Genomic DNA, 26,480 nt, shown 5'->3' with positions numbered 1-26,480 from the left:
GAACTCATGCTCGACGGCTGGCTGCCAAGCTGCGGAAGTCGCGCTCACCGCTACCCTGAGTATCCACAGATCAGGGAGGTCTCGATGGGGCTGGATCCGGTGTTCGCGCCCGACGTCCCGCTGAAGGTGCGCCGGCTGTTCGAGCGCAGGCCTGAGCTGTTCGTGCCCGCCGGCCAGCCGAGACCGAAGCGGCAGACGTCCTGGTCGATCGAGCCGGGCGCGACCTTCGGCTCGCTGCTGGTCTGGCTCGCGGTCTGCGTCGGCGGCTGGATCCTCGGGCTCATCATCTTCGCCATCACCCTGCCGACCGCCGTCGCTGCCTGGGCATCCCTGGCGCTCGCCGCGGTCGCCGTGGTCATGACCGTCGGTGTCGCTGCCAGCTCCGCGATCGAGGACCGCGGTCACAAGACCGTCCGCCTGCACCACGGCAAGTACCTGTTGGCGGAGGACTTCGACGAGGACTCCGGCCGCCTCCTGGGCCGCGCCCAACGAGCTGTCAAAACGGTGCTCGGGGCAACAGTCACGCAGCGCGGCCTGCTCGACGAGGTGAAGAATGAGCTGGTCCTGCCCGAGCAGCTGTGGGACATGGGGCAAGTACTCCACGAACAATCCGTACTACGCGCCCGCCAGCGCGAGGTGGCTCGCGGCATGGCGACGGCCGAGCTGGACGCCGTCCTTGGGCCGCAGCGGCGTGCCTTGAGCAGGTCGGTCGATGCCATCAAGCGCAAGGTCGAGCTGCTCGAGCGGTATGCCGACCGTGTTCGCTCGGCCGACGCCGCCCTCCGCGCCGAGGCAGCGCTCGACGACGGCGACCGCTATATCGAACTCCTCGCCCGCACTGAACCAGCAGGTGACACCAGCGTCGTCCAGGGCTTCGCCGACGAAGCGGCCGGCCTCCGCGACACCCTCGCCCGCAGCATCGACGCAGCCCGCGACGCCGGCCGGACGCTGGCCCTCCCGGACTGACCTCCGGCGCAGGCTCTCGGACTAGGGTGCGGCTATGACTCGGACTGTGGTTGTCGCCGGCGGCACAGGGGGACTCGGCTCAGCAGTGACCGCGGAATTCCTCGCGGCCGGGTGGCGCGTCGTCGTACCTGGGCGAAGTGCGTCGACCCTTGCCGACCTCGGCCTGCACAAGGCGCTGGACACTGTCGTTGCGGACGTCGCGGATCCGTCCGACGTACAGCGGGTGGTCGAGTTGGCGGCCGCCGATGAGGCCGCGCCGTTGCAGGCTTTGGTCAACCTGGTCGGGGGATTCCACTCCGGTGGTCGGGTGCACGAGACCTCGATCGAGGACTTCGAGAGTCAGCTCCGCCTCAACCTGCGCCCCACGTACCTGATCACTCAGGCCGCTCTGCCGCACCTGATCGCCGGCGGCGGGGGAGCGATCGTCTGTACGTCGAGCGGTTCGGCGCTAAAGCCCTTCTCCGGAGCGGCCGGATACATCACCGCCAAGGCCGGCGTGCTCGCCTTCGTCGACGCGCTGGCGGTCGAGTACGCGAAGGACAACATCCGCGTCAACGCGATCGTGCCGGGCACGATCGACACAGCGGCCAATCGCCGCGCGAGGCCGAACGCCGACACCTCGAAGTGGACCCCACCCACCCGGATCGCCTCCGTAGTCCGCTTCCTCGCCGAGAACGACGGCGTCTCCGGGGCGCACATCCCGGTGTAGTCGTTCGCAAGCTCCGGGTGCCCGCGCAGCCCGGTCCAGGCCTTGCGCTCCTCGGTGTAGCGCCGGGCCCGTAGTACCGATTTGCCTGACAATCGAACCTCTGTGCGATGCTAGGTCTCGTGGGGAGCAACAGGCGTTATCCGCGGGAGCCGCCGCCGGACAACCGGCGGCGGCACTGCTGGGTGCTTGGTACTGCGTACGAGCGTGGACCTTGGCCGGGGCTCATCCTGGAGTGGCGACGGAACAACGCCGACGACTGGATGGCCCGGGTGGTCTACGTGCCGAACCCGAAGGAGGCCAAGTCCGTCGAGGCCTGGTTCGCCGCCGGTCTGCTCCGTCCGCTGGAGCCTTCACGGCTGCCGCAGGGGCAGGTCGACTTCCGCTGAGGTCAACCGTTCGAGTCTGTTCGGCGTCTGAGGGGGTGTGCGCGTTGGGTACTGGGCGCACACTGGCATCGGGGCGTTGACAGGGGAGATATGGGGAGCCGATCACGCGCAACCCGCGCGAAAGGTCGTCGGGCCACACCCAGTCACGTCCGGATGCGGGCCCGCGCCCGCAGCGTCTGGAGTTCGCTCGGCCTGACCCTGGTCAGCGCGTTTCTCCCCGGCCTCGGCCTGATCATCGGCGGCCGGAAGCGGCTCGGCGGCTTCATCGTGACCCTCGTTGTCGCCCTGCTCGGGCTCGGCGTGTACGCCGGGCTCACCCGCCGTGACGAAGTGCTTGCGGCCGCGGTGGTCCCGAGTCGGCTGCTGATCACCAGCGTGGCGATCGGTGTGCTTGCGCTGGCCTGGATCGTCCTGATCGTCTGGTCCCACCGGTTGTTGCGCCCGGCAACGTCTCGCCCGGCCGGTCGAGCCGTCGGCGCGGTTCTCGTCGGGCTGCTCTGCTTCGCGATCGCCGCGCCCGCTGCCGTCGGCGTACAGAACCTGCTCGCGCAGCGCGACCTCGTGCAGAACGTGTTCGTCGCGCAGGGTGAGAGCCGGAGCGCGACCCGGCCGACGGTCGTGAACGTGAAGGACCCGTGGGAGGGCACGCCGCGGCTGAACCTGCTCCTGCTCGGCGGCGACGATGGCAAGGGCCGGATCGGCGTCCGCACCGACACCGTGATCGTCGCGAGCATCGACACCAAGACGGGGGACACCGCGCTCATCTCGATGCCGCGGCAGCTCACCTTCATGCCGTTCCCCGCAGGCTCGCCGCTGCGCAGGTTCTACCCGAACGGCTTCGGCCAGGAAGGCCTCAGCCTGGAGGGTCGGCTGGAGTGGATGCTGACGGCGATGTACCAGAACGTCCCCGCAGCCCACCCCGGCGTTCTCGGACCGTCCGACAACCCCGGCGCCGACGTGGTCAAGCTGTCCGTCGGCGAGGCGACCGGCCTGAAGATCGACTACTACCTGCAGGTGAATCTGCAGGGCTTCGACGAGATCGTCGACGCGCTCGGCGGGATCACCGTCAACGTCAACGAACGGGTCGCGATGGGCGGCGTGAGCAGCTCGCACATCCCGCCCAGCCAGTGGATCGAGCCGGGGCCGAAGCAGCACCTGGACGGCTTCCACGCACTCTGGTTCGCCCGCGGCCGGTACGGCGCCGACGACGACCAGCGGCAGATCCGCCAGCGCTGCGCGATCAAGGGGATCGTCGATGCGGCCGACCCGGCGACGCTCGCGACGAAGTACCAGGCGATCGCCAAGGCCGGCAAGCACCTGCTGCGCACGGACATCCCGCAGGAACTTCTGCCGGCGCTCGTCCAGCTTGCCCTGCGGGTGAAGTCCGCGACCGTCTCGAACGTGTCGCTGGACGTGGCGAAGCTGCGGCTCAAGTACCTGCACCCCGACTACGTGGGACTCCGCCAAACGGTCGCCAAGGCCCTGGCCGCCAAGCCCACCGGTACGCCGAGCAGCGCCCCGACCTCGGGCAAGACCGCCCCGCCGGGCAATTCGGCCGCCTCGGGTAAGTCCGCGACGCCGCCGCCCACCGAGAACCTGGCCAACGCCTGCGCCTACCACCCCGGCGGCGACCAGACCGGCAGCTGACCCGGTCCAGTACGGCGGCACAAGGGCGCCTCGCTGGACGGTTGGGACAGTAGTTTCGGCGTGTGTCGATCTGGTGGTGACCTGCTCGACGTGAGAGTAAGTAGTCGGCAAACACGACGAGGGAGTGCAGCGATGCGTTACATGATCATCAACAAGGTCGACGAGGACTCCGAGGCGGGCCGGTTCCCGAGCCAGAGCGTCATCGACGGGGTCGGCAAGGCGATCGAGGACATGACCAAGGCCGGCGTGCTCCTGGTCGGGGAGGGCGTACACCGCAGCGCACTCGGCGCCCGGGTCAAGGTGTCCGACGGCAAGCGGACCGTCACGGACGGCCCGTTCACCGAGACCAAGGAGCTGATCGGCGGCATCACGGTCATCGAGGTCCGCTCCAAGGACGAGGCGATCGAGTGGGCCGCCCGGATGGCCGAGGCGCTGGACGCCGAGGTCGAGGTCCGCAAGGTGGTCGAGGAGGCCGACTTCGGCCCCGACTCCGACCTCTTCGAGAACTGATTCCGGCCTCTTCGAGAACTGACTCCGGCCTCGTCGAGTGCTGATTCGGACCTCTTCGAGAGCTGACGGCGCTTGCTGTTGGACCGGGGGTGTTGTTCTATCGGTCGGGTGACGGTTACGGACACTCACGGCGCGATCGACGCGGTCTGGCGGATCGAGTCGGCCAGGATCATCGCCGGCGTCGCGCGGATCGTGCGCGACGTCGGCCTGGCCGAGGAGCTCGCGCAGGACGCGCTGGTCGCGGCGCTGGAGCAGTGGCCGACCTCCGGCGTACCGAACAACCCGGGCGCCTGGCTGATGGCGATCGCCAAGCGGCGCGCGATCGACCTGATCCGGCGCAAGGACACCTACCAGCGCAAGCTGGTCGAGATGGGCCACCAGCTCGAGATCGACGGTGACAGCGTGGAGGACGACGTCGAGGCGATCCTCGACGAGACCATCGAGGACGACCTGCTCCGGCTGGTCTTCACCGCCTGCCACCCGGTGCTGACCACGGACGCGCGGGTGTCGCTCACCCTGCGCCTGCTCGGCGGGCTGACGACCGACGAGATCGCCCGGGCGTTCCTGGCGCCGGAGTCGACCATCGCCCAGCGGATCGTCCGGGCCAAGCGCAACCTCGCGAAGGCAGAGGTCGAGTTCGAGGTCCCGACCGGGGCCGATCTGATCGAGCGGCTGTCCTCGGTGCTCGAGGTCATCTACCTGATCTACAACGAGGGGTACTCCGCGACTGCCGGTGACGACTGGATGCGGCCGGCCCTTTGCAACGAGGCGATGCGGCTCGGGCGCCTGCTGGCCGAGCTGATGCCGAGCGAGTCCGAGGTGCACGGTCTGCTCGCGCTGATGGAGCTCCAGGCCTCTCGCGCGAACGCCCGGATCGGCCCGTCCGGCGAGCCCGTGTTGCTGCTCGACCAGGACCGCCGCCGCTGGGACAGGCTGCTGATCCGCCGCGGCCTCGAGAGCATCGACCGCGCCTGGTCCGGCGAAGCAACCCCCGGGCCCTACCTGCTGCAGGCCGCCATTGCCGCCTGCCATGCCCGGGCGGCCGAGGCCGACGACACCGATTGGGCTCGCATCGCGGGACTGTACGCCGTACTGGCGCAGGTGAGTCCGTCACCGGTGGTGGAGCTGAACCGGGCGGTGGCGATCTCGATGGCGTTCGGGCCGGAGCGGGGGCTCGTCGCGGTGGATGCGTTGCTCGAGGAGCCGACGCTGAAGGAGTACCACCTGCTGCCGAGTGTGCGGGGCGACCTGCTGTTCAAGCTCGGCCGGCTGGATGAGGCTCGGGCCGAGTTCGAGCGGGCGGCCGGCCTGACCCGCAACGAACGCGAGCGCGCCTTCCTCCTCGACCGAGCCGCCGCCTGCTGAGCCCGGAAGCGTTCTTCGGCCTACCTGTCGATCTGGGGGCAGGCCGTTCGACGCAGCGGTGAGGCCAGATGAAGGGCATCGGCTGATCGGCTTGGAGAAGGAGCTCATGATGGACAACGTCATCTCGGCGGACGGCACGTCGATTGCTTATGACCGGTTGGGCGACGGGCCCGCGGTCGTGCTGGTCTGCGGGGGCTCGGTGGACCGGATGTCGAACGCGCCGCTGGCCGCGTTGCTGGCGGAGAACCACACCGTCTACAACTACGACCGGCGGGGACGCGGCGACAGCGGTGATGCCGAGGTCTACGCAATCGAGCGCGAGTTCGAGGACCTGGACGCGATCTTCGCCGAGGCGGGCGGGTCAGCGCACCTCTACGGGACCTCGTCCGGCGCCGCGCTGGCCCTGCTGGCGACCGCCGCCGGCCGGCCGGTGAACCGCCTGGCGCTGTGGGAGCCGCCGTACATTCTCGAAGGCACCCGGCAGCGCCCGCCGGCTGACACCGCGTCGATCTACCGCGATTTCGTGGCGGCCGGACGACGGGACGCGGCCGCGGAGTACTTCATGGCCGAGGTGGTCGGGCTGCCGGCCGAGTTCGTCGCGATGGCGAAGGAGTCGCCGTGGTGGCCGGCCCAGGAGGCGATCGCGCACACCCTCGCGTACGACGCGACCGTGATGGGGGACTACTCCGTTCCCGAGAAGGCGGTTGCCGCGATCACCCAGCCGACGCAGGTGTTGACCGGGGGCGCGTCCGAGGAGTGGATGGCACTCGGAAACCAGGCCGTCGTCGAGCTCCTGGCAGACGGCAGCCACCGGGTGCTGCCGGACCAGCAGCACAACGTCGACGCCGCAGTACTGGCGCCCGCGCTGAAGGAGTTCTTCGCATGAACACCGTGGTCTCGAAGGACGGTACGACGATCGCCTACGACCAGACCGGTGCCGGTCCCGCGGTGGTCCTCGTGGACGGAGCACTCTGCAGCCGGGCTCAGGGGCCGATGCCCGAGCTCGCGAAGCACCTGGCCTCGCAGTACACGGTTTACCACTACGACCGACGCGGCCGGGGGGACAGCGGCGACGCAGACGTCTACGAGCCGGACCGCGAGATCGAGGACCTGGCCGCAGTCATCGAGGCGGCAGGTGGTTCCGCCTACGTGTACGGCATCTCTTCCGGTGGTGCTCTCGTACTACGGGCTGCCGCTGCCGGGGTGCCGATCAGCAAGCTGGCCGTGTTCGAGGCGCCTTTCGTGGTCGACGAGAGCCGCAAGCCGATTCCGCGGACCTGGGCCGCCGACCTGCGGGCGTTGTCCGACGCCGGCCGCCCGGGCGACACGGTCAAGTACTTCATGACGAAGGGGATCGGGCTGCCCGGCGTCGTCGTCACGATGATGAAGCTGATGCCGGCCTGGAAACAGCTGAAGGCGGTCGCCCACACGCTTCCTTATGACGCCGAGCTGATGGGCGAGAACAGCTTCGGCAAACCGCTGGACGCGGCGCAGTGGGCCGGGCTGGAGATGCCGGTGCTGATCGCGGGCGGCGGGAAGAGCCCCGGCTGGATGCGCTCCTCGGTGAAGGCGGTCGCGGAGGCGGTTCCGAGCGCCGTGCACCGGGAGATCCCGGGGCAGAACCACATGATCAAGGCGGCGGCGATCGCCCCGGTGCTGACCGAGTTCTTCGCAGGTGCGCGATGAGGTTCCGCACGGTTCTGCAGGGCACGACGGTGACCGGGATCGAGGTGCCGCCGGAGGTTATAGCCGCACTCGGCCAAGGGAAGAAGCCGCCGGTCGTGGTGACGGTCGGAGGTTATAGCTACCGGAACACCGTCGCGGTGATGGGCGGGCGGTACATGATCGCGCTGAGCGTGAAGAACCGCGAGGCAGCCGGGGTCGCGGGTGGCGACGAGATCGACGTCGAGGTCGTCCTGGACACGGAGCCACGCGAGGTCGCCGTACCGGAGGATTTCGCGGCGGCGCTCGATGCGGAGCCGAAAGCGCGGACGTTCTTCGACGGGCTGTCGGCCGGCCAGCGCGGCTGGTTCGTGCTCGGCATCGAGGAGGCTAAGAAGCCGGAGACCCGGCAGAACCGCATCACGAAGGCGGTCGAACGCCTCGCCTCGGGGCGCGGGCAGCGCTGAGCGACCACCGTTGCGTCCGAAGAAGTGGAGGGCTGGCCCGCCAGTTCTTCGGACGCAAGAGGTCGTCGCAGGGGCCGCGTCAGAGGGTGATGAGGCCGCCGGCGTTGGCGCGGGCGGCGTCGAAGCGCGCCTGCGCGTCCGCCCAGTTCACGACGTTCCACCAGGCCTTGACGTAGTCCGGCTTCACGTTCTTGTACTGCAGGTAGAAGGCGTGCTCCCACATGTCCAGCATCACGATCGGGATCTGCCCGGCCGGGAGGTTGGACTGCTGGTCGTACAGCTGGTGGATCAGCAGCCGGCCCTGGAGCGCGTCCCAGCCGAGGATCGCCCAGCCGGACCCCTGGATGGTGGTCGCGGCCGCGGTGAAGTGTGCCTGGAACGCGTCGAACGAGCCGAAGGCCTCGTCCAGCGCGGCACCCAGCTCACCGTCCGGCTTGTCGCCGCCGTCCGGAGAGAGGTTCTTCCAGAAGATCGAGTGGTTGACGTGTCCGCCGAGGTTGAACGCGAGCGACTTCTCGAGGCCCACGATGGCGCCGAAGTCGCCCTTCTCACGGGCCGCGGCCAGCTTCTCGAGCGTGTCGTTGAGGCCGTTCACGTAGGTCTGGTGGTGCTTGGAGTGGTGCAGCTCCATGATCTCCGCGGCGATGTGCGGCGCCAGCGCACTGTAGTCGTAGGGAAGATCGGGAAGCGTGTACGACGTGGTCAACTCTGCTCCTTCGTCAGGGCCCAAGGGCCGGTGTCTGCGGTGTCCTGGATCAGCGACACCAGCTTGAAACTTCAACCACGATTGAGGTCAAGTCGCCACTCCGGAACATGCCGCGGCAACGGCCTGACCAGCGCCGGCAGTCACATTCACGCGGTGCATACCGACTACCACCAGCTTCACATAGTCTCCCCCGATACCCACGCCGGAGGTCCCACCTGTCCAGGTTCCCATCCCACCTGACCGCATGCACCGGTGTGCTTGCGTCCGAAGAGGGGTGGGGCACGACCCTCGGTTGTTCGGACGCTAGCGCCTCTGGCTCTCAGTTGCTGACACCGGACACCGGTATCCGTGGCGTCGCAGTCACGCGTGGCGAATAGACTTCGGGGGTTGATGTCGGTGGCGTGTCCCGCCCGCCGAGTCCCCTTGACCGAACCTGAGGTTGTTGTCGTGCTCACGATGCAGGACGCGCTGCTCGCGCTGACGAAGTACTGGACCGACCGCGGCTGCATGGTGGTGCAGCCGTTCAACACCGAGGTGGGTGCCGGCACGCTCAACCCGGCGACGATCCTGCGGGTGCTCGGTCCGGAGCCGTGGCGGGTCGCGTACGTCGAGCCCAGTGTGCGCCCGGACGACAGCCGGTACGGCGAGAACCCGAACCGGTTGCAGACGCACACCCAGTTCCAGGTGGTGCTCAAGCCGGACCCGGGCAACCCGCAGGAGCTGTTCCTGTCCAGCCTCGAGGCGCTCGGGATCGACATCCACGCCCACGATGTGCGCTTCGTCGAGGACAACTGGGCGAACCCGGCGACCGGTTCGTGGGGGCTGGGCTGGGAGGTCTGGCTGGACGGCCTGGAGATCACCCAGTTCACCTATTTCCAGCAGGCCGGCGGGATGACGCTGGAGCCGGTGTCGGTGGAGATCACCTACGGCATCGAGCGGATCATGATGGCGCTGCAGGGCGTCTCGCACTTCAAGGACATCGCCTACGCGCCAGGGATCTCCTACGGCGAGGCGTTCGGCCAGGCGGAGTACGAGATGAGCCGTTACTACCTCGACGACGCGGACGTGGAGAGTCAGAAGCGCCTCTTCGAGGAGTACGCGAGCGAGGCCCGCCGGATGCTCGACGCCCGGCTCCCGGTGCCGGCGCACGTCTATGTACTGCGCTGTTCCCACACGTTCAACGTGCTCGACGCACGAGGCGCGGTCAGTACTACGGAACGCGCGAAGGCGTTCGGCCGGATGCGCACCTTGGCCCGGGAGGTCGCCCAGCTCTGGGCCGAGCGGCGTACCGAGCTCGAGCACCCGCTGGGGATCGCCGAGCTTCCGGCTCCGGCGCCGGCGCCGACCGAGTTCCCGAGGGTCACCGGCACCAGGCAGTTGCTGTTCGAGATCGGCACCGAGGAGTTGCCGCCGTCGGAGGTGACCAAGACCGCTGATTCCGTACGCAACGCCCTGACTGAGAAGCTCGGCGCCAGCCGCCTCGGCCACGGCAAGGTCACCTCGTACGCAACGCCCCGCCGGGTGATCGCGTTCGTCGAGAGCGTGCAGCCGGTCGAGCCGGACGCCGAACGGGTTGTCCGCGGCCCGCGCAAGTCCGCCGCGTTCGATGCCGAGGGCAACGTCACGAAGGCGGCCGCCGGGTTCGCGCGTGGTCAGGGTGTCGAGGTCAGCGAGTTGCAGGACCTGGACGTGGACGGCGTCGAGTACGTCGCAGTGACCAAGAAGGACGTGGGTCGCGGCGCGACCGAGGTGCTCAGCGGCATCCTGGCGGAGATCGTGACCGGGCTCCGCGCCGACAAGAACATGCGCTGGAACGACCCGAAGCTGTCGTTCACGCGGCCCATCCGCTGGCTGGTGGCGTTGCTGGGCGACCAGCAGGTGCCGGTTGCGGTGTCGACCCTCGCGGCCGGCCGGACCACCCGGGTGCACCGGAACGCGGCCCAGCCGATCGTCGAGATCGCGGCGGCCGAGGGCTACCTCGATCTGCTGCGCATCCACGGCATCGAGGCCGACCCGGCCAAGCGGCGCGCGCAGATCATTGCTGACAGCAAGAAGTTGGCCGGGACAGTCGACGGCACGGTGGATGTCGAGGGCGAGTCGGCGCTGATCGACCAGGTCGTGAACCTGGTCGAGGAGCCGACCGCGATCCTCGGCAACTTCTCGCCCGACTACCTGGACCTGCCGTCGGAGATCCTCACCACGGTGATGCGCAAACACCAGCGCTACCTGCCGGTCCGGGATGCCGGGGGCAAGCTGCTGCCGCACTTCGTTGCCGTCGCCAACGGTGCGGTCGACGAGCCGACGGTCCAGCACGGCAACGAGGGGGTACTGCGTGCCCGCTACGAGGACGCCGCCTTCTTCTGGCGCGCCGACCTCCAGACCACCCCGGAGCAGATGAGGTCCGAGCTGGGCAAGCTCGCCTTCGAGGAGCGCCTCGGCTCAATGGCCCAGCGCGCCACCCGGATCGCGCGGATCGCGGAGAGCCTGGCCGGGACTGCCGGTCTCGAGGGTGAGGAACTCACTACGCTGAAGCGGGCGGCCGAGTTGGCCAAGTTCGACCTCGGCTCACAGATGGTCGTCGAGCTGACCAGCCTGGCGGGCACGATGGCCCGCGAGTACGCCCGGCGCGCCGGGGAGACCGAGGCCGTCGCGCAGGCCTTGTTCGACATGGAACTGCCACGTTCCGCCGGTGATCCGGTGCCGTCGACCACGCCAGGTGCACTGCTCGCGCTGGCGGACCGGTTCGACCTGCTGGCCGGCCTGTTCGCGGTTGGCGCCAAGCCGACTGGTAGCTCAGACCCGTTCGCGCTGCGCCGGGCGGCCGCAGGTGTCGTCGCCATCCTCCGCGAACACCCGGAGCTGCGCGCGATCACCTTGTCCGTCGGGCTTGCCGCGGCCGCCGAGCAGATCGGTGCCCAGGGCATCGACGTCTCCGGCGACTCGCTGGCGGAGGTCGCCGATTTCACCATCCGGCGGTACGAGCAGCAGTTGCTCGACCGCGGCGACGACCATCTCCAGGTGGCCGCAGTCCTGCCGCTCGCCGAATCTCCCGCCACCGCTGACGAGACTCTGGCCGAGCTCCAGCGCCAGGTGCAGAACCAGAGCTTCGCGGAACTGGTCGCCGTACTGCAGCGGGTACGGCGGATCGTCCCGGCCGACGTGACCGCGCAATACGACCCGGCGAAGCTCACCGAGCCGGCCGAGCTGGTCCTGCACGAGGCGGTTCAGAAGGTCGGCACGGCTCCGAGCTCGCTGGGCGAGTTCGTGGCGGCGACCGAGATGCTGGTCGCCCCGATCACTACCTTCTTCTCCGAGATCCTGGTGATGGCCGAGGATCCCGAGGTCCGGGCCGCGCGGCTCGGGCTGCTCGCGACCATCCGCGATCTCGCCGCGCCCGTGATCGACTGGCAGGCCCTCGGCACCAGTCTGACGACCCAGCCGCAGCCAGAGGCTCAGCAGGAAGAAGCTAGAGCGGCAGAGTGAGTAGGGGAGCGAGGCGCTCGGCGATCAGGCGGTAGCCGTCGGGGCCGGGATGGACGTCGTCGACGTACAGGTTCTGGGCTTCCTCCCCGCTGAGTACGGTCCGTCCGTCGATCAGTTGGAGGTCGGGGTCGCCCAGGCTCCGGGCGCCCAGCTCCACGCAGGCACGGATGTCGTCGAGGGTCAGGCCGAGCGCATTCGGCTTGCCCTCCAGCTCCGGCGCGGGCAGCGGCGTGATCACCACCAGCGGGGTGTGCGGGTGCCCGTCGCGGACGGTCGAGATGAACTCCTCGATCTGCCCTGGCAAGGTCCGCCCGCTGAAGGTCTCGCCGCCATAGATGTTGATGCCGAGGCACAGCGAGATCAGCCGCGCCGGCGTGTCCCGGATAGTCCGGGCGGCGACCGGATCCAGGTGGCACTCGCCGGCGAACCCCAGCGCGACCAGCTCCCACCGGTGCTGCCGCGCGACCAGGGCCGGCCAGGTCTCGGACGGCCCATACGCACCGGTGCACTGGGTGATCGAACTGCCATACGTGATCCACCGCGGCCCGGTTGGCGGCTGTGGCACCGCTTCGCCTTCGAACGACACTTCCCGTACTGCGATCGCCCCGGCCTGGGGGAGCCAGATCTCCAACTCCATCGGCCCGGGGGGCAGTTCGACGTTGATCCGCTGTTCACCCGGCTGCACTTCGCGGCGCTGGTGCAGCGTGCCGCCGACCAGGAAATCGACCGGCGCGATCGACGTGTAGATATCGAGCTCGGCCCGAAGCTCCAGGCTCACCGCCGATGCCGACGTCTGCCAAGCAGCCCGCACTCCGGCTGGGGTCGCCGCTCGTGACCACAACCGGTGGCCGGGGCGGTCCGGATATCCCATCCAGTCGGTGAGCCCGAACTGCTGACCCCGCGGGTCGAGCCGCCAGAAGGTCATCCACCCGGCCGCGTCGACCGCCCGATGGCGATAGCCGGTCCAGAGCGCGTCACCTCGCATGCTGTGCCTCCTCAGGACGTCCGCCCGGCTGCTTGCCTCGCTTGCCCAGCCCGTTCACCCGACCGCTCGCCTCGCCCACGCGCTCGTCCGACTCGCTGAGGAGGTGGCTGGCGGCACGGGCGCCGAGGCTGGCATCGATGTGGTGCCGCATCACCATGGCGGCTGTTTCGGCATCGCCTGCGGCGACTGCCTCGACGAGCGCGAGGTGCTCGGTGTGCGTGCGGTCCAGGTCCCGCAGGCTGCGCTCGCTCTCCAGCGCCAGCCGCCGGTAGCGGTCGACCCGATCCCAGAGCCCGTCCAGGGTCTTGGTCAGCAGTTCGTTGTGCGAAGCGCCGTAGATCGACGAGTGGAACCGCCGATGAGTGGCCAACTCGTCCACGCGCGGATCAGTCAGCAGCGGCTCCAGCTCGGCAGCGGTCCTGCGGATCCGGTCGAGATCCTCACGGGTCCGGCGCTCCGCGGCGAGGCCGGCCGCCAGCGGATCCAGCGAGCGGCGCATCTCGAGGAGATCGCGCGCCTCTTCCGCGTTGAGGGTGCTGACCCGGGCATCCCGGTGCGCGTCGAGCTCGACGAGGCCGTCGCTCATCAGCCGCCGCATCGCCTCGCGCAGGGGCGTGGTGCTGATGCCGAGCTCGCGCGCGAGCGGTCCCTGCTGGATCACCGAGCCGGGCTCGAGTTCACCACGGAGGATCTGCTCCCGGACGAGCGCATACGCGAGCTCTGCCTTGGTCGGGCGGCTCCCGTTCTGGTCGTCCATCGGTCCTCCCCTCGGGCGCGGCGGGGCTCCAACCTATCGCAGCCGATCCGCCCTCGCGCACTGCTCGTCCACAGCCTCCCGGCCAACCTCGAATCACTCGTTATAACCATACGAGATGAGATTCGCGCCGATATCAACGCGTAAGACGATCACGACTACTTTGTTGACGCGACAGATTATAACGAAACACAGCATCTGGTTCCCGAGGAAAGGACCCGGCAGCGTGGAAGTGACCGTCCAGCCGCGCACAGTCTTCTAGGGATCGCGCCGAGCCACCTCCCATGGACGCTGCGGCTGCTGGAGAACGCGATCCGCCACCAGATCGCCACCGTGCGCCTCGACACTGCCCGCGAAGCCGACTACTACCGCCACGGCGGCGTCCTGCCCTACGTCTGCGGCGGCTGAATCCAGCCGTTCTCCCTGCTAGGTAAGGCTTTCTTTCGTTGCCGGGCGAGAAGGCAATGAATAGACTGATGTAACAGATGATACAAAATAACTGAGGTTACGCTCACCTAAACTTTTCGGAAGGACCAGGATGACTGCGGATGTGATGGAGCAGGCAGCCGAGATTCATCACTCGCACCGAGATGTCACCGGTGGCTGGCTGCGGCCGGCCACGTTCGGCGTGATGGACGGGCTGGTGTCGAACTTCGCGCTGGTGGCCGGTGTCGTCGGTGGCGGCGCCAGCGGCAAGGTCGTGATCATGACGGGACTGGCCGGGCTGGTTGCCGGTGCTTGCTCGATGGCGTCGGGTGAGTTCACCTCCGTCTCGTCGCAGACCGAGCTGATGCAGTCCGAGATCGAGGCCGAGCGGCATGAGCTGCAGGTGCACCCGGAGGACGAGCTCAGGGAGCTCGCCCTGATGTACGAGGCGAAGGGTCTGCGCCCCGAGCTGGCGGCCGAGGTGGCCCGCGAGTTGACCGCCGACCCCGCCGTCGCGCTCGAGGTGCACGTCCGCGAGGAGCTCGGCGTCGACCCCAACGACCTGCCCTCGCCGTGGGTCGCGGCCGGATCCTCCTTCGCCGCCTTCGCGCTCGGCGCGCTCATTCCCCTGCTTCCGTTCCTTTTCGGCGCGGCGAGCGTGCTGCCCGCACTGCTCCTGAGCGTGATCGGCCTGGTGGTCACCGGTGGCATCGTCGCCCGGATCACCGCTCGCCCGTTCTGGTACGGCGGTGGCCGTCAGTTGCTGCTGGGTGGGCTCTCCGCAGCCGTGACGTATGCGATCGGCCTGCTTGTCGGTGCCGGACTGTCATGACGACAACCGCCAGACCGCTGCGCGTGACGGCTCTGGTCGACGTACTGCGTGAGTCGCTGCCCCTCCTCGTCGATGGACTGTGGAACCGTGCGGGCCGGGTCGGTGCCTGACAAGCCGGATAACCTGTCCGGCATGGCGACGACCCGACGGACCAAGGCCCCTGCCAAAGGGGCCTGGCTGCTACTGATCTACAAGGTGCCCAGTGATTCGTCCCGGGCGCGGGTGGCGGTCTGGCGTGAGCTCAAGCGGCTCGGCGGGTTCTACGTCCAGCAGGCGGTGTGCGTGCTCCCCGATCGCGACGAGTTGCGGACCGGCATGGAGAAGGTGCGGGAGAAGGTCGCCGAGCTCGGCGGCTCGAGCGTCTTCCTGACCCTGACCGATGTCGACGACGACGCCCGCGAGCAGTTCGTGGAGGGCTTCCGGACCCAGTCCGCGAAGGAGTACGCCGAGATCGTCGAGGAGTGCGACACGAAGTTCGTCAAGGAGATCGAGTTCGAGCGGTTCCGGGAGAACTACACGTTCGAGGAGGCCGAGGAGATCCGCCAGGACCTGGAGAAGCTGCGGCGCTGGCTGGCCAAGGTCGAGGGCCGCGACTGGATGGATGCCGAAGGCAAGGACCTGGCCAGGACCAAGGTGGCCGACTGCGAGCGGCTGCTGGAGGAGTTCGAGGCGGACGTCTACGACCGCACCGAGGGTAAGGTCTGAGCCGGCCGCTCTACTTGCGCCGTTTGGTCTTCGCCTTTGGCTGCACGAGCACAGCCTCGTCCGCCAGGGAGTAGCCGTACAGCTCACAGCATCGCCCCGAGCTCCGCGTGTACGGCGCATCGCCGGTCCGGGATGCCGCCATGGCCGCCTCGGTGGAGGCCGGCAAGTTGATCGAAGGCTCGGCCGCGATGGCGTTCGCGGCTGCGCGCGCCCGGCGTACGGAGCTGGAAGGGCAGCGGTGGCGGTCGTGTCGTGTGGCGGCAGCATCTCCACGAGCACCCTTTAGCCGCGCTGGCCTGACCCGCGGCGGCGCGGCGGCGCCCGGAGATACCCGCGGACTCGGGATCTCCGGGGGCTTCGGCCTGCCGCAAACCTGCGCCGAACCACATGGTGAGACTCGTTGACAGGTCCATAACTGCGTAACTATCGTTCGATGTAGCAAGTGTTGCAGATCAATGGATAGGAAGTGAGAGATGGACGCGGCAACGTGGGGGCTCGTGATCGCGACGTTCGTCGCGTGTTTCGTGGAGATGGTCGAAGCCACGACGATCGTGATGGCGATGGGCTTCACCCGCAGCTGGAAGTCGGCGCTGCTCGGCACCCTCGCGGCGCTCGGTGTGCTGGCGGTGGTGACGGCCTTCGCCGGCTACGCGCTCGCGAACTGGCTGCCGGAGTCGGCCCTGCAGTTGGCGATCGGCGGACTGCTGCTGATCTTCGGACTGCAGTGGTTGCGGAAGGCGATCCTGCGCTCGTCGGGCCGAAAAGCCGTGCACGACGAGGCGGCGATCTACAAGGAAGAGGTCGCCGCGGCGAAGGCCGCAGGTGAGAGCACGGGCAGCGTGGACCTGTTCTCCTTCATGGTCTCGTTCAAGGGCGTGTTCCTGGAGGGCATGGAGGTCGTCTTCATCGTGATCACCTTCGGCCTGAACGCGAAGAACGTGCCGGCTGCCAGCGTGGGCGCGATCGCCGCCGTGGTGGTCGTGCTGATCATCGCGGTCGCCGCCCGCCGGCCGCTGTCGATGATCAACGAGAACCTCCTGAAGTACGGCGTCGGCTTGTTGCTGGCATCCTTCGGGACCTTCTGGGCGGTCGAGGGCCTCGGCATCTTCCGGGCCGGCCACACCAGCCTCGAGTGGCCCGGCAATGACCTGATCATCCTGGCCCTGTTGGCCGCCTGGTTCGTGCTCAGCCGCATCTTCATCGCCGTACTGCGGACGCCCGCGTCCAGGCCAGTCGCGTCCGGTGAGGCTTACGTGGAGGTGAAGAAGTGAAGTTCCTCAAGGCATTCGGCCAGTTCTGGTACGACTTCATCATCGGTGACGACTGGAAGATCGCCGTCGCCGTGGTGCTGGCACTCGGTGTGGTGTTGGTGGCGATGAAGGCGAACCTGTTCGGCGACGTCGGTCTGACCCTGCTGGGTGGCGCCGCGATCGTGGTGGCGTTCGCGATCAGCCTCGCCATCGACGTCCGTCCGAAACGGCGGTAGGGGCTGGAATTCGCTGCCCTGCTTGACGACCGGCTCCGCACGCGCTCCCTGGCGTGCGGGGCCGTCGTCCTGTCCGCACGGATGCTGTTGTAGTAGACACCACGCCGTCTCAAGTTCTCGTAGCATCTGCTGCAGTCAAATCCGAGGCTTCCTCGAGGCCTTCGGCGCCGTGCTCTGAGGCCGGGGGGTAGCTAGTGTTGGGGCTGTGCGCGAACTGGTTGTGCTGGGCACCGGTAGCCAGGTGGCATCGCGGGAGCGCAGCCAGAACGGCTACTTCCTGCGCTGGGATACCGAAGGCTTCCTCTTCGATCCCGGCGAGGGCACCCAACGGCAGATGCTGTACGCCGGGGTGCCGGCCGGGGCGATCACCCGGCTTTGCGTCACCCACTTCCACGGCGACCACTGTCTCGGCGTACCGGGTGTCATCCAGCGCTTGTCCCTCGACAACGTGCAGCATCCCGTTCACGCGCACTATCCGGCGTCCGGCCAGGACTACTTCACCCGGCTCCGGTATGCCGCGTCCTTCTTCGAGCGCGCGGAGTTGCTGGAGGAACCGATCGAGGAGGACGGCCTGCTCTCGGTCGGGCCGTTCGGCCAGTTGTGGGTGCGGCGGCTGGAACACCCGATCGAGTCGTTCGGCTACCAGTTGATCGAACCCGACGGCCGCCGGATGCTGCCCGACGAACTCGCCCGGTACGGCGTGGTCGGCCCGGCGGTGAGTCGTCTGCAGCAGGCCGGGGCGATCGTCGTGGACGGGCGGACGGTAACTGTCGACCAGGTGAGCGAACCGCGCCCTGGGCAACGATTCGCCTTCGTGATGGACACCCGGCTCTGCGACGGGGTGTTCCGCCTCGCCGACCAGGCGGCCCTGCTCGTGATCGAGTCGACCTACCTGTCCTCCGAGCGCGAGCTGGCCACGAACTTCGGACACCTCACCGCACGCCAGGCCGCAAGGGTCGCCCAGGAGTGCGGCGTCCGCAAGCTCGTTCTCACCCACTTCTCCCAGCGCTACACCGAACCTGAACGCTTCCACGAGGAAGCCGCCGCCGAGTTCAGCGGCGAGATCGTCGTAGCGGCCGACCTCACCCGCGTCTCCGTCCCCGCACGCCGCTGACCCGGCTCGAGGTCAGCCGTTGAGAAGTTTGCGGACCGCGTTGACGACCGTCTCTCGGCGGTGTGCAGGATCGGCCTGTACTGCGGCGCCGTACTCCGGGGTCATCGACGACCAGCTCGTCGCGATCGACTGGATCAGCGAGAGCAGGGCCACCGGGCTGAAATCGGAGCGGACCACTCCGTCCCGCTGGGCTCGTTCCAGCTCGGCCAGCCGGCTCTCGTTCACGGCGACAACCGCCTCGAGCCGGGCGCTCTGCGGCCTCTCCAGCCGGTACCAGACCGACAGCCGCAAGCGGTCCGGGTGCTCCTCGAAATAGTCGAAGACGCGGCCGGCATACCCGGGCAGATCGTCCGCGTCGAACCCGACCTCGGCCAGGTAGGCATCCACCGACTCGGTGAACACGGCGTCGAACAGCTGGTCCTTGCTGCCGAAGTACGCATACAGCATCGCTTTGTTGCAGCCGGCGACCTCGGCGATCCGGTTGACCCTCGCCCCTGCGATGCCTAGCGCGGCGAACTCCTCCGTGGCGGCCGCAAGAATGCGCTTCCTCGTCCGATCCGCATCTCGCTGCATACCGGCAGCTTACAACCAACCAGTCAGTTGACAACTCCGTCGAGCCACGTGTTGGCCCCTTGGGCCTAGCGACGCAGGGAGGCGATGGTGTCGGCGAGGAGGTCGATGCCTTCGACGACAGCAGGCTCGGTGAGGCCGCCGTAGCCGAAGACGAGGCCTTCCGCGCCCGGCTTCCCGACCCAATAGGGCTTGAGGCCGTAGATGCCCAGGCCGCGGTCGAGTGCGGCCGTTGTCACCGCCTCCTCGGAAAGGTCGGCCGGCAGCCAGGCCATCACGTGCAGGCCGGCAGAGACGCCGATCGGCTGGAGGTCGGGCAGACGCTCGGCCAACCGTCCGACCAGCGCGTCGCGCAGCCGGCGGTAGCGCGGGCGCATCCGCCGCAGGTGCCGGTCGAACTCGCCGCGCGCGACGAAATCCGCGAACGTCAACTGGTCGAGCACCGGTGAGCCGCGATCGTCCACCACCTTCGCGATCGACATCGGTTCGACCAGCCGGGTGGGCAGGATCAGCCAGCCGAGCCGGAGCCCGGGCGCCAGCGTCTTGCTCGCCGTACCGGCGTAGACGACCCGCTCCGGCGCCAGCCCCTGCATCGCGCCGATCGGCTCGCGGTCATAGCGGTACTCCGCGTCGTAGTCGTCCTCGATGATCAACGCGTCCCGCTTCGCCGCCCACGCGACCAGCGCCGCCCGCGTCTCGGCCGACGTCACCGCCCCGGTCGGGAACTGATGAGCAGCAGTCACCAGTACTACGTCCGCACCGGATCGCTCGAGTGCTTCCACATCCAGGCCCGAATCGAGCACTGGTACGCCGACCGACTCCAGCCCGGCCGCAGCCGCGACCTCGCGGAGTTCGTTGTCCGACGGGTCCTCCACGGCCAGCCTGCGGAACCCGGCTGCCGCCAGCACCTGGAGCAACAACCTCGACCCCTGCGCGAACCCGTTGCAGATCAGCATGTCCTGGGGCTGCGCCGCAGTTCCACGCACCCGGTTGAGGTAATCCGCCAGCGCCGAGCGAAGCTCCTCCGACCCACGCCCGTCCAGGTAGGCGAAACTCCGATGTGGAGTCTCGTTCAGCACCTTGCGGATCGAGCGCAACCAGGCCGCCCGGGGGAACTGCGATACGTCCGGATGGCTGTACTTGAAGTCGATCCTGGGTGGGCCGCTCGGCGTCGGTTTCACCTTGTCCGGCAGGGAAATCCCGGCTGCGGCCGGCGCGACCTGGGTGTAGCCGCCGGTGCGGCTGACGAGGTATCCCTCGGCGACCAGCTGCTGGTAGGCCTCGACCACCACGCCACGCGACAGGCCGAGATCCGTCGCGAGTGCCCTGGTCGACGGCATCACCGTGTCGGAGCGGAGCAGGCCCTGCCGGATCCGCTCCCGGATCCCGCTCTCCAGTTGCTGGTGCAAGGGCGCGGAATCGCCGCGCCGGAGCTCGACCAGCAGCTCGTCGGCCGCAGAGGTGGTCCTGACCGCAGCAGAATTGGTCCTGACTGCACCAGAATTGGTCCTGGATGGGCTCATAAAACTGGACCTTAACCGAGTACCGCTTCGCTGTCAGGGTGGTGAGCACAACCACTTTCGACAAGGAGCCCGACGATGACCACCACCCTCACGCTGGACCTGCTGCACGACGGCGACGCCGGCTACGACGAGTCGCGGACGATCTGGAACGCGATGATCGACCGCCGCCCGGCAGCGGTCGCGAGGTGCCAGAGCACCGCCGACGTCGTTGCGGCCGTGGAGTTCGCACGAGCCCACGACCTGGAGATCGGCGTGCGCTGTGGCGGTCACAACATCGCCGGGCTGGCCGTGCCGGACGGCGGCCTGATGATCGACCTGACCCCGATGAACGAGGTCCGGGTCGATCCCGAGCAGCAGGTGGCCTGGGTCCAGGGAGGCGCTCTGCTCGGCGAACTGGACCGCGCCGCGCAGCAATACGGCTTGGCCACGACCGCGGGGAACGTCTCGCACACCGGTGTCGGGGGCCTGACCCTGGGCGGTGGGATGGGCTGGCTGGCGCGGCAGTTCGGCCTCGCCTGCGACAACGTCGTCTCGTACGAGCTGGTCACCGCGGTCGGCGAGGTGGTCCGCGCGAGTGCCACCGAGAACTCCGAGCTGTTCTGGGGCCTGCGCGGTGGTGGCGGCAACTTCGGCATCGTCACCTCCTTCGAGTTCCGGCTGCACCAGATCGGCACCCGCGCCCTCGTTGCCGAGTTCACCTATCCCGCCGCCGAAGGCTTCGCGGTATTGCGGGGTTGGCGCGAGTTGAACTCCACCGCACCGCGACAGGCGACCTTCACCGCCGGCGTCCGCGGCGACGACGTGACCGTCGGCTTCGTCTGGGTCGGTGATCCCGCGCAGGCTGAGAAGTTGCTCCAGACATTCAGGCGGCTCGGCACGGTTGTTGCCGAGAGCATCGAAGAGCTGCCCTACCTGACGCTGCAGAGCCGCGACGACACGGTCCAGGGTCACCGCTTCCGCCGCTACTGGAAGGGCCACTACTTCAAGGCCTTGCCGGACGCCGCGATCCGCGCCCTGCTGCGTAACCCCGGAGTCGGCGCGAGCCTGCAGGCCTACGGCGGCGCGATCGCCGAAGTACCGGATTCCGATGCGGCGTTCAGCCACCGCGACACCCAGTTCGAGTTCGTCACCGCCAGCCGCTGGGAGGACCCCACCGAGGACGAGGAGCGCATCGCCACCATCCGCGCGTATGCCGCCTCACTCGACCAGTACGCCGGTGGCGCCTACGTGAATACCCTCAACGGCGAGAGCGTGAGCCGGGCGTTCCCGCCCGCGAAGCTGGCCCGCCTGACCGCGCTGAAGAACACCTACGACCCGGCGAATGTCTTCCACCTCAACCAGAACATCCGGCCCTCCAGCTGACTGGGTCAGAAGCTGTCCACGAGTTCTTCCCGAACGAGCGCCAGGGTCAGTCCTTGCTATAGGCAAACATTCCGCGGGCGGCTCACCTTGGGCGGGCAGTTGGCCGGAGCGGATTGCTGTGGTGTGGAGCACATCGGATTCTCAGGTGATTCCTCTGTTGGGTCGATGGAGTTCTCAGATTGCCGAGGTCTACTCGAAGACATAGAGGGATGGGCTGAGGAGGCACTGGGAATGAACGGCAACGACGAACAGCAGGAGCCCGCCGAGGGGCAGCAGCGACCTATCGAGGGGCAGCAGGGGCCCCTCGAAGGGCAGCAGCGTCCCGCCGAGGGGCAGCAGGGGCAGGCGCCGGCGACACCGGCGCCGAATCAGCAGCCGTGGCCCCCGCAGTACGGGCAGGCACCGCAGGGACAACCGAACCCGCAGCAGGGGCCGGCGAACCCGCAGCAGGGGCCGGCGAACCCGCAGCAGGGGCCGGCGAACCCGCAGCAGGGTTACGGCGAGTCCCAGCAGGGTTACGGCCAGCAGCAGGGATTTGAGCACGCGCAACAGGGATATGGGCAGCCGCAGGGGTATGGGTACGCCCAGCACGGATATGGATATGCGCCGCAGGGCAACGGGCAGCAGTGGGCAGCGTTTCAGGGGATGCCCGCGGGGCCGCCTTTCCACCAGGCACCGCGGAAGCGGAGCAAGCGGCTGCCGGCGATGGTCGGCGTACTGAGCCTCGCAGTCCTCACGGTGATCGGCTCGGTCGCCTGGGGCGTCAGCCAGCAGTCCAACAACAACTCGTCCAAGCTGGCGCAGGTGCTCGACCCCGCTGCAGTCGCAGCGCAGGTGTCGCCCGGGCTCGTGGATGTGAACACCGTGCTCGGCTACCAAGGGGGGCAAGCGGCCGGCACCGGGATCGTGCTGACCTCGACCGGCGAGGTGCTGACGAACCACCACGTGGTGCAAGGCGCCACTCAGATCTCCGTCGTGGACGTCGGCAACGGCAAGACCTACTCGGCGAGCGTGGTCGGCTACGACGCCACCCACGACATCGCCGTACTCCAGTTGCAGAACGCATCCGGACTGCAGACCGCCAAGACCGGCGACTCATCGACCGTGGCGCTCAACCAGCAGGTGGTCGGGATCGGCAATGCCGGAGGAGCAGGCGGTACGCCTAGCTACGCTGCCGGCACCGTAACGGGCCTGAACCAGGCGATCACGGCGACGGACTCGAGCGGCGCGAACCCGGAGAATCTCACCGGGCTGATCCAGACCAATGCGAACATCCAGCCCGGAGACTCTGGCGGTCCGCTGGCGAACGCCGCGGGTGAGGTGGTCGGCATCGACACGGCCGGTGGCACCAGCGGCGGTGGTCAGGCGCCGGGTCAGACGTCCTCGTCGACCGCTACAGCCGCGACCGCCACGCTGGCCGCATTTGGTGGCGGCTCAGGTGGCCCCGGCTTCGGGAACGGCGGCGGCTTCGGCGGCGGCGGCGCGGGGCAAGGATCCGGCAACGGCAGCGGTCAGGGCCAGACAGCGCCGACCACTGAGGGATACGCGATCCCGATCAACCAGGCGCTGCAGATCGCAGACCAGATCGAGGCGGGCAGCGCCTCCTCGACCGTCCACATCGGCGCCTCCCCGATGATCGGCATCTCTGTTGCCACGAACCCCGGCACCTCTGGCGCGGTCGTCGCGGACGTCCTCGCCGGCGGCAAGGCTGAGGCAGCCGGGATCGCCGCCGGCGACGTGATCACCTCGCTCGGCGGCAAGACGGTCGATTCGCCGACCACCCTGTCCAACCTGCTCAACCAGTACCACCCCGGCGACAAGGTCGCGGTGAGCTGGACCGACCAGGCCGGACAGCAACACACCGCCACCATCACGCTGGCCACCGGGCCAGTCCGCTGAACCAAGTCCTACGCCGGAGTCGCCCCAGCACCCAGCGACTCCGGCGCAGGCACCCCCAGCACCACACCCCGCACGAACACCACCGCAAAGACCAGCACCACCGCACAGACCAGCACCACCGCAAGACCGTAGACCGGTCCGCCGACGCCTCCCCCACGCGGCGGACCCCGATCGGGCCCGGCGCTCCCACCCCCTCGAGCGCCCGGGCCCGACCTTCTTTCTCCTTGCTTGCGTCCGATCACCTGCGGGGTCTGCCCTGCCATCATTCGGACGCAAGGCGGACCGCGCCCGCGCGGGCGGCGACCTTCCTTCCTGCTTGCGTCCGAACACCTGCGGGGTCTGCCCCGCCATCATTCGGACGCATGGCGGGCGGCGACCTTCTTTCCTGCTTGCGTCCGAACACCTGCGGGGTCTGCCCCGCCATCATTCGGACGCAAGGCGGGCCGTGCCCGGGCGCCGGCCTTCTTTCCTGCTTGCGTCCGAACACCTGCGGGGTCTGCCCCGCCATCATTCGGACGCAAGGCGGGCCGTGCCCGGGCGGCGACCTTCTTTCCTGCTTGCGTCCGAACATCCGAGGGGCCGGCCCTGCCATCATTCGGACGTAAGGCGGGCCGCGCCCGAGGCGCCGACCTTCTTTCCTGCTTGCGTCCGAACATCCGAGGGGCCGGCCCTGCCATCATTCGGACGCAAGGCGGGCCGCGCCCGAGGCGCCGACCTTCTTTCCTGCTTGCGTCCGAACACCTGCGGGGTCTGCCCCGCCATCATTCGGACGCAAAGGCTTGTCGCTTGAGGATGGGGTGAACGATTGTTTACCATGATGGGGTAAACGCCCGTTCACCCCAGTGCGGCCGCCCGTCCGCGCGTCCCTGTGAGGACCTCTGTTGACCGTCCGGCCCGCTGCTCATCCACGTCTGGTTCTCGCCGCACTCGCCTCGTGTGGCGTGCTCGTGTCAGTGATGCAGACGCTGGTAGTACCGCTGCTGCCCGAGCTCCCCGGTCTCACCCACAGCAAGCCGGCCGACGTGAGCTGGCTAGTCACGGTCACCCTGCTGGCCGGGGCCGTCTTCACCCCGTTGCTCGGCCGCGCCGGTGACATGTACGGCAAGCGGCGCGTGCTGTTGATCGCGCTCTCCTCGATGGTCGTCGGATCGTTGCTGTGCGCGATCAGTTCGCTGTTACCGGTGTTGATCCTCGGGCGCGCCTTCCAGGGTGCCGCGGTTGCGGTGGTCCCGCTCGGGATCAGCATCCTGAGGGACGAGTTGCCGCCGGAGCGGGTGATCCCGTCCATCGCGATGATGAGCTCGACCCTCGGTGTCGGCGCTGCGTTCGGCATTCCTGCGGCGACCTTGGTGGTGAAGTACGCGAACTGGCACACGATGTTCTGGATCTGCCTGGGACTCGGCCTGCTCGACATCGCGGTGGTTCTCCTGATCGTGCCCGAGTCCAAGGTGCGCACCCGTGGTCGGTTCGACGTACCAGGTGCTCTCGGGCTGAGCGCGTTCCTGGTCTGCCTGTTGCTCGCGGTGTCGAAGGGCAGCGCCTGGGGATGGGGTTCGATGAGGACGCTCGGGTTGTTCGGCGGGGCCGTGGTGATCGTCGCGCTGTGGATCTTGTTCGAGTTGCGGACTTCCGCGCCGCTGGTCGATCTGCGGGTGTCGGCGCGACCTGCTGTGCTGTTCACCAACCTCGCCGCCTTGCTGATCGGGTTCGCCTTCTACGCGAACTCGTTGACGACGGCCCAGCTCGTGCAGGAGCCGACGTGGACGGGCTACGGCCTCGGCGCCTCGATCGTGGTCAGCGGGTTGTGCCTGTTGCCGGGTGGTGTCGCGATGGTGCTGCTGTCGCCGGTCTCGGCGCGGATCTCCGCCGCGCGCGGGCCACGGTTCACCCTTGCCGTGGCGGCGGCCCTGATGGCGGTCGGGTATGTCGTCCGGCTGTTCACCAGCGAGAACCTGATCGCGATCGTGGCCGGTGCGACTGTGGTCGCGGCCGGAACCGCCGTGGCGTATTCGGCGCTGCCTGCCTTGATCATGCATGCTGTTCCCGTGACCGAAACGGCTGCGGCGAACGGCCTCAACACCTTGATGCGCACGATCGGGCAGGCGGTCTGCAGCGCGATCGTGGCGACCGTCCTGACCAGCGTCGTGGCGACCAAGGACGGCCAGACAGCGCCGACGCTCAGTGCCTACCTGATCGTGTTCGTCATCGCGGGCCTCGCGGCACTGGTCGCGGTCGGCCTCACCCTGCTGATCCCGGCCCGCCGTGCCCTGCCGGTGCGCGACCTCGAGCTGGCGGAAGCGGGCCGTACGACGTGACGGATGCCGGCCGGACCGCCATCATCAGGGCAGCTCGCAGGGCCTTCGCCCGACAGCCGTACGACGCCGTGACGCTGCGCGGGATCGCCGCCGACGCCGGAGTCAGCGCGTCCCTGATCGTGAAGCACTTCGGCGGCAAGGAATCCCTGTTCGACCGGGTTGCGGACTTCAGCGACGCGGCGGAGCTGTTGCTGGCGGCACCGAACGAGGAGCTCGGCCGGCATGCGGTCAAGGCGCTGGTCGAGTGGCGTCGCGAGAACCAGGCGGACCTGATGCTGCGGGTGGTCTTCGCGATCGGGATCGGCGACGAGCGGAAACTGCTGCGCGAGCGCTTCCGTCAGCAGGTCGTCAGCGCCTTCGCGGACCGTCTGTCAGGGGACCACCTCGACGTCCGGGCCGAGTTGATCGTGGCCCAGCTCCTCGGCCTAGGCGCGGCCCTCGCGGTCGACAAGACCGGCCCCACCGCCTCGGCAGACCTGGACCTCGTCGCCGACCTCTACAGTCCCGCCCTGCAGGCCCTGATCAGCTAGGTCTCAATAGTCGGTCAGGGGGTGCTGTGGCGTACGTCTCGACCCGGTACCATGGACGATCCAGGTCGAGAGGCGCTG

24 protein-coding genes are annotated in these 26,480 nt (G+C 68.5%); 19 read left to right on the top strand and 5 right to left on the bottom strand.

The features are described 5' to 3' along the window. Positions 1-84 precede the first annotated feature (84 nt). The 9 genes from ABD210_RS09595 (at position 85) to ABD210_RS09555 (ending at position 7,712) form a co-directional block, all read left to right on the top strand. Positions 85-966 carry a hypothetical protein gene (locus ABD210_RS09595; protein ID WP_344110630.1) on the top strand — a complete coding sequence of 294 codons (882 nt, stop codon included), beginning with the start codon at positions 85-87 and terminating at the stop codon, positions 964-966. 34 nt (positions 967-1,000) lie between these two features. Then, positions 1,001-1,675: an SDR family NAD(P)-dependent oxidoreductase gene (locus ABD210_RS09590; RefSeq protein WP_344110628.1), complete on the top strand. Its 675-nt coding sequence runs from the start codon at positions 1,001-1,003 to the stop codon at positions 1,673-1,675. 107 nt (positions 1,676-1,782) lie between these two features. Beyond that, a complete protein-coding gene (locus ABD210_RS09585; protein WP_344110627.1) occupies positions 1,783-2,061 on the top strand; it encodes a hypothetical protein in 279 nt (92 codons plus the stop codon). A gap of 153 nt (positions 2,062-2,214) precedes the next feature. Next, a complete protein-coding gene (locus ABD210_RS09580; RefSeq protein WP_344110626.1) occupies positions 2,215-3,708 on the top strand; it encodes an LCP family protein in 1,494 nt (497 codons plus the stop codon). A gap of 132 nt (positions 3,709-3,840) precedes the next feature. Beyond that, positions 3,841-4,218 carry a YciI family protein gene (locus ABD210_RS09575; protein ID WP_344110624.1) on the top strand — a complete coding sequence of 126 codons (378 nt, stop codon included), beginning with the start codon at positions 3,841-3,843 and terminating at the stop codon, positions 4,216-4,218. A gap of 108 nt (positions 4,219-4,326) precedes the next feature. Beyond that, positions 4,327-5,583, top strand: coding sequence for an RNA polymerase sigma factor (locus ABD210_RS09570; protein ID WP_344110623.1), 1,257 nt, complete (start codon positions 4,327-4,329; stop codon positions 5,581-5,583). A 109-nt stretch (positions 5,584-5,692) separates the two neighbouring features. Continuing rightward, positions 5,693-6,469 (top strand): alpha/beta fold hydrolase, encoded by a 777-nt coding sequence (locus ABD210_RS09565; RefSeq protein ID WP_344110622.1) that lies wholly within the window; start codon positions 5,693-5,695, stop codon positions 6,467-6,469. After that, positions 6,466-7,269, top strand: coding sequence for an alpha/beta fold hydrolase (locus ABD210_RS09560; RefSeq protein ID WP_344110621.1), 804 nt, complete (start codon positions 6,466-6,468; stop codon positions 7,267-7,269). The genes ABD210_RS09565 and ABD210_RS09560 overlap by 4 nt, the downstream gene beginning before the upstream one ends. Then, positions 7,266-7,712: a YdeI/OmpD-associated family protein gene (locus tag ABD210_RS09555; protein ID WP_344110619.1), complete on the top strand. Its 447-nt coding sequence runs from the start codon at positions 7,266-7,268 to the stop codon at positions 7,710-7,712. The genes ABD210_RS09560 and ABD210_RS09555 overlap by 4 nt, the downstream gene beginning before the upstream one ends. A gap of 79 nt (positions 7,713-7,791) precedes the next feature. On the opposite strand, the gene ABD210_RS09550 is transcribed toward ABD210_RS09555, so the two are convergent. Next, complete coding sequence (locus tag ABD210_RS09550) at positions 7,792-8,418, bottom strand: superoxide dismutase (protein WP_344110618.1); 627 nt, start codon at positions 8,416-8,418, stop codon at positions 7,792-7,794. Positions 8,419-8,874: 456 nt separating this feature from the next. Here ABD210_RS09550 and ABD210_RS09545 point away from each other — a divergent pair, with 456 nt between their 5' ends. Then, positions 8,875-11,901, top strand: coding sequence for a glycine--tRNA ligase (locus ABD210_RS09545; protein ID WP_344112029.1), 3,027 nt, complete (start codon positions 8,875-8,877; stop codon positions 11,899-11,901). On the opposite strand, the gene ABD210_RS09540 is transcribed toward ABD210_RS09545, so the two are convergent. Next, the gene (locus tag ABD210_RS09540) at positions 11,885-12,886 is read right to left on the bottom strand and encodes a GDSL-type esterase/lipase family protein (RefSeq protein WP_344110617.1); all 1,002 of its coding nucleotides are present in this window, start codon (positions 12,884-12,886) and stop codon (positions 11,885-11,887) included. The genes ABD210_RS09545 and ABD210_RS09540 overlap by 17 nt on opposite strands. Continuing rightward, entirely contained in the window at positions 12,876-13,643 is a 768-nt protein-coding gene (locus ABD210_RS09535) for a GntR family transcriptional regulator (RefSeq protein ID WP_344110615.1), read from the bottom strand. Before ABD210_RS09535 ends, ABD210_RS09540 begins: the two co-directional genes overlap by 11 nt. A gap of 535 nt (positions 13,644-14,178) precedes the next feature. Between ABD210_RS09535 and ABD210_RS09530 the strand changes: the two genes are divergently transcribed. The 5 genes from ABD210_RS09530 (at position 14,179) to ABD210_RS09510 (ending at position 18,203) form a co-directional block, all read left to right on the top strand. Then, positions 14,179-14,898, top strand: coding sequence for a VIT1/CCC1 transporter family protein (locus ABD210_RS09530; RefSeq protein WP_344110614.1), 720 nt, complete (start codon positions 14,179-14,181; stop codon positions 14,896-14,898). 132 nt (positions 14,899-15,030) lie between these two features. After that, positions 15,031-15,603, top strand: coding sequence for a Chromate resistance protein ChrB (locus ABD210_RS09525; protein WP_344110613.1), 573 nt, complete (start codon positions 15,031-15,033; stop codon positions 15,601-15,603). A 473-nt stretch (positions 15,604-16,076) separates the two neighbouring features. Continuing rightward, positions 16,077-16,874, top strand: a complete 798-nt coding sequence (locus tag ABD210_RS09520) for a COG4280 domain-containing protein (RefSeq protein WP_344110612.1) — start codon at positions 16,077-16,079, stop codon at positions 16,872-16,874. Beyond that, positions 16,871-17,089 (top strand): hypothetical protein, encoded by a 219-nt coding sequence (locus tag ABD210_RS09515; RefSeq protein ID WP_344110611.1) that lies wholly within the window; start codon positions 16,871-16,873, stop codon positions 17,087-17,089. The genes ABD210_RS09520 and ABD210_RS09515 overlap by 4 nt, the downstream gene beginning before the upstream one ends. A 205-nt stretch (positions 17,090-17,294) precedes the next feature. Further along, positions 17,295-18,203: a ribonuclease Z gene (locus ABD210_RS09510; RefSeq protein WP_344110609.1), complete on the top strand. Its 909-nt coding sequence runs from the start codon at positions 17,295-17,297 to the stop codon at positions 18,201-18,203. A gap of 12 nt (positions 18,204-18,215) precedes the next feature. Here ABD210_RS09510 and ABD210_RS09505 read toward each other — a convergent pair whose 3' ends face one another. Beyond that, complete coding sequence (locus ABD210_RS09505; RefSeq protein ID WP_344110608.1) at positions 18,216-18,776, bottom strand: TetR family transcriptional regulator; 561 nt, start codon at positions 18,774-18,776, stop codon at positions 18,216-18,218. Between the two features lie 65 nt (positions 18,777-18,841). Then, on the bottom strand, positions 18,842-20,296 hold the full coding sequence (pdxR, locus tag ABD210_RS09500; RefSeq protein ID WP_344110607.1) for a MocR-like pyridoxine biosynthesis transcription factor PdxR: 1,455 nt from the start codon (positions 20,294-20,296) through the stop codon (positions 18,842-18,844). A 75-nt stretch (positions 20,297-20,371) separates the two neighbouring features. On the opposite strand from pdxR, the gene ABD210_RS09495 reads away from it, so the two are divergent. From ABD210_RS09495 to ABD210_RS09480, 4 genes are all read left to right on the top strand, one after another. After that, a complete protein-coding gene (locus ABD210_RS09495; RefSeq protein ID WP_344110606.1) occupies positions 20,372-21,658 on the top strand; it encodes an FAD-binding oxidoreductase in 1,287 nt (428 codons plus the stop codon). A 231-nt stretch (positions 21,659-21,889) separates the two neighbouring features. Next, complete coding sequence (locus ABD210_RS09490) at positions 21,890-23,557, top strand: S1C family serine protease (RefSeq protein WP_344110605.1); 1,668 nt, start codon at positions 21,890-21,892, stop codon at positions 23,555-23,557. An 881-nt stretch (positions 23,558-24,438) separates the two neighbouring features. Next, complete coding sequence (locus ABD210_RS09485; protein ID WP_344110604.1) at positions 24,439-25,872, top strand: MFS transporter; 1,434 nt, start codon at positions 24,439-24,441, stop codon at positions 25,870-25,872. Continuing rightward, positions 25,869-26,402, top strand: a complete 534-nt coding sequence (locus tag ABD210_RS09480; protein ID WP_344110603.1) for a TetR/AcrR family transcriptional regulator — start codon at positions 25,869-25,871, stop codon at positions 26,400-26,402. Before ABD210_RS09485 ends, ABD210_RS09480 begins: the two co-directional genes overlap by 4 nt. Positions 26,403-26,480 lie beyond the last annotated feature (78 nt).

The organism is Kribbella alba (genome assembly GCF_039529635.1).
Classification (GTDB): domain Bacteria; phylum Actinomycetota; class Actinomycetes; order Propionibacteriales; family Kribbellaceae; genus Kribbella; species Kribbella alba.
Note: the sequence above shows the minus strand (reverse complement) of the source record. Positions and strands in the feature narration are given on the sequence as shown.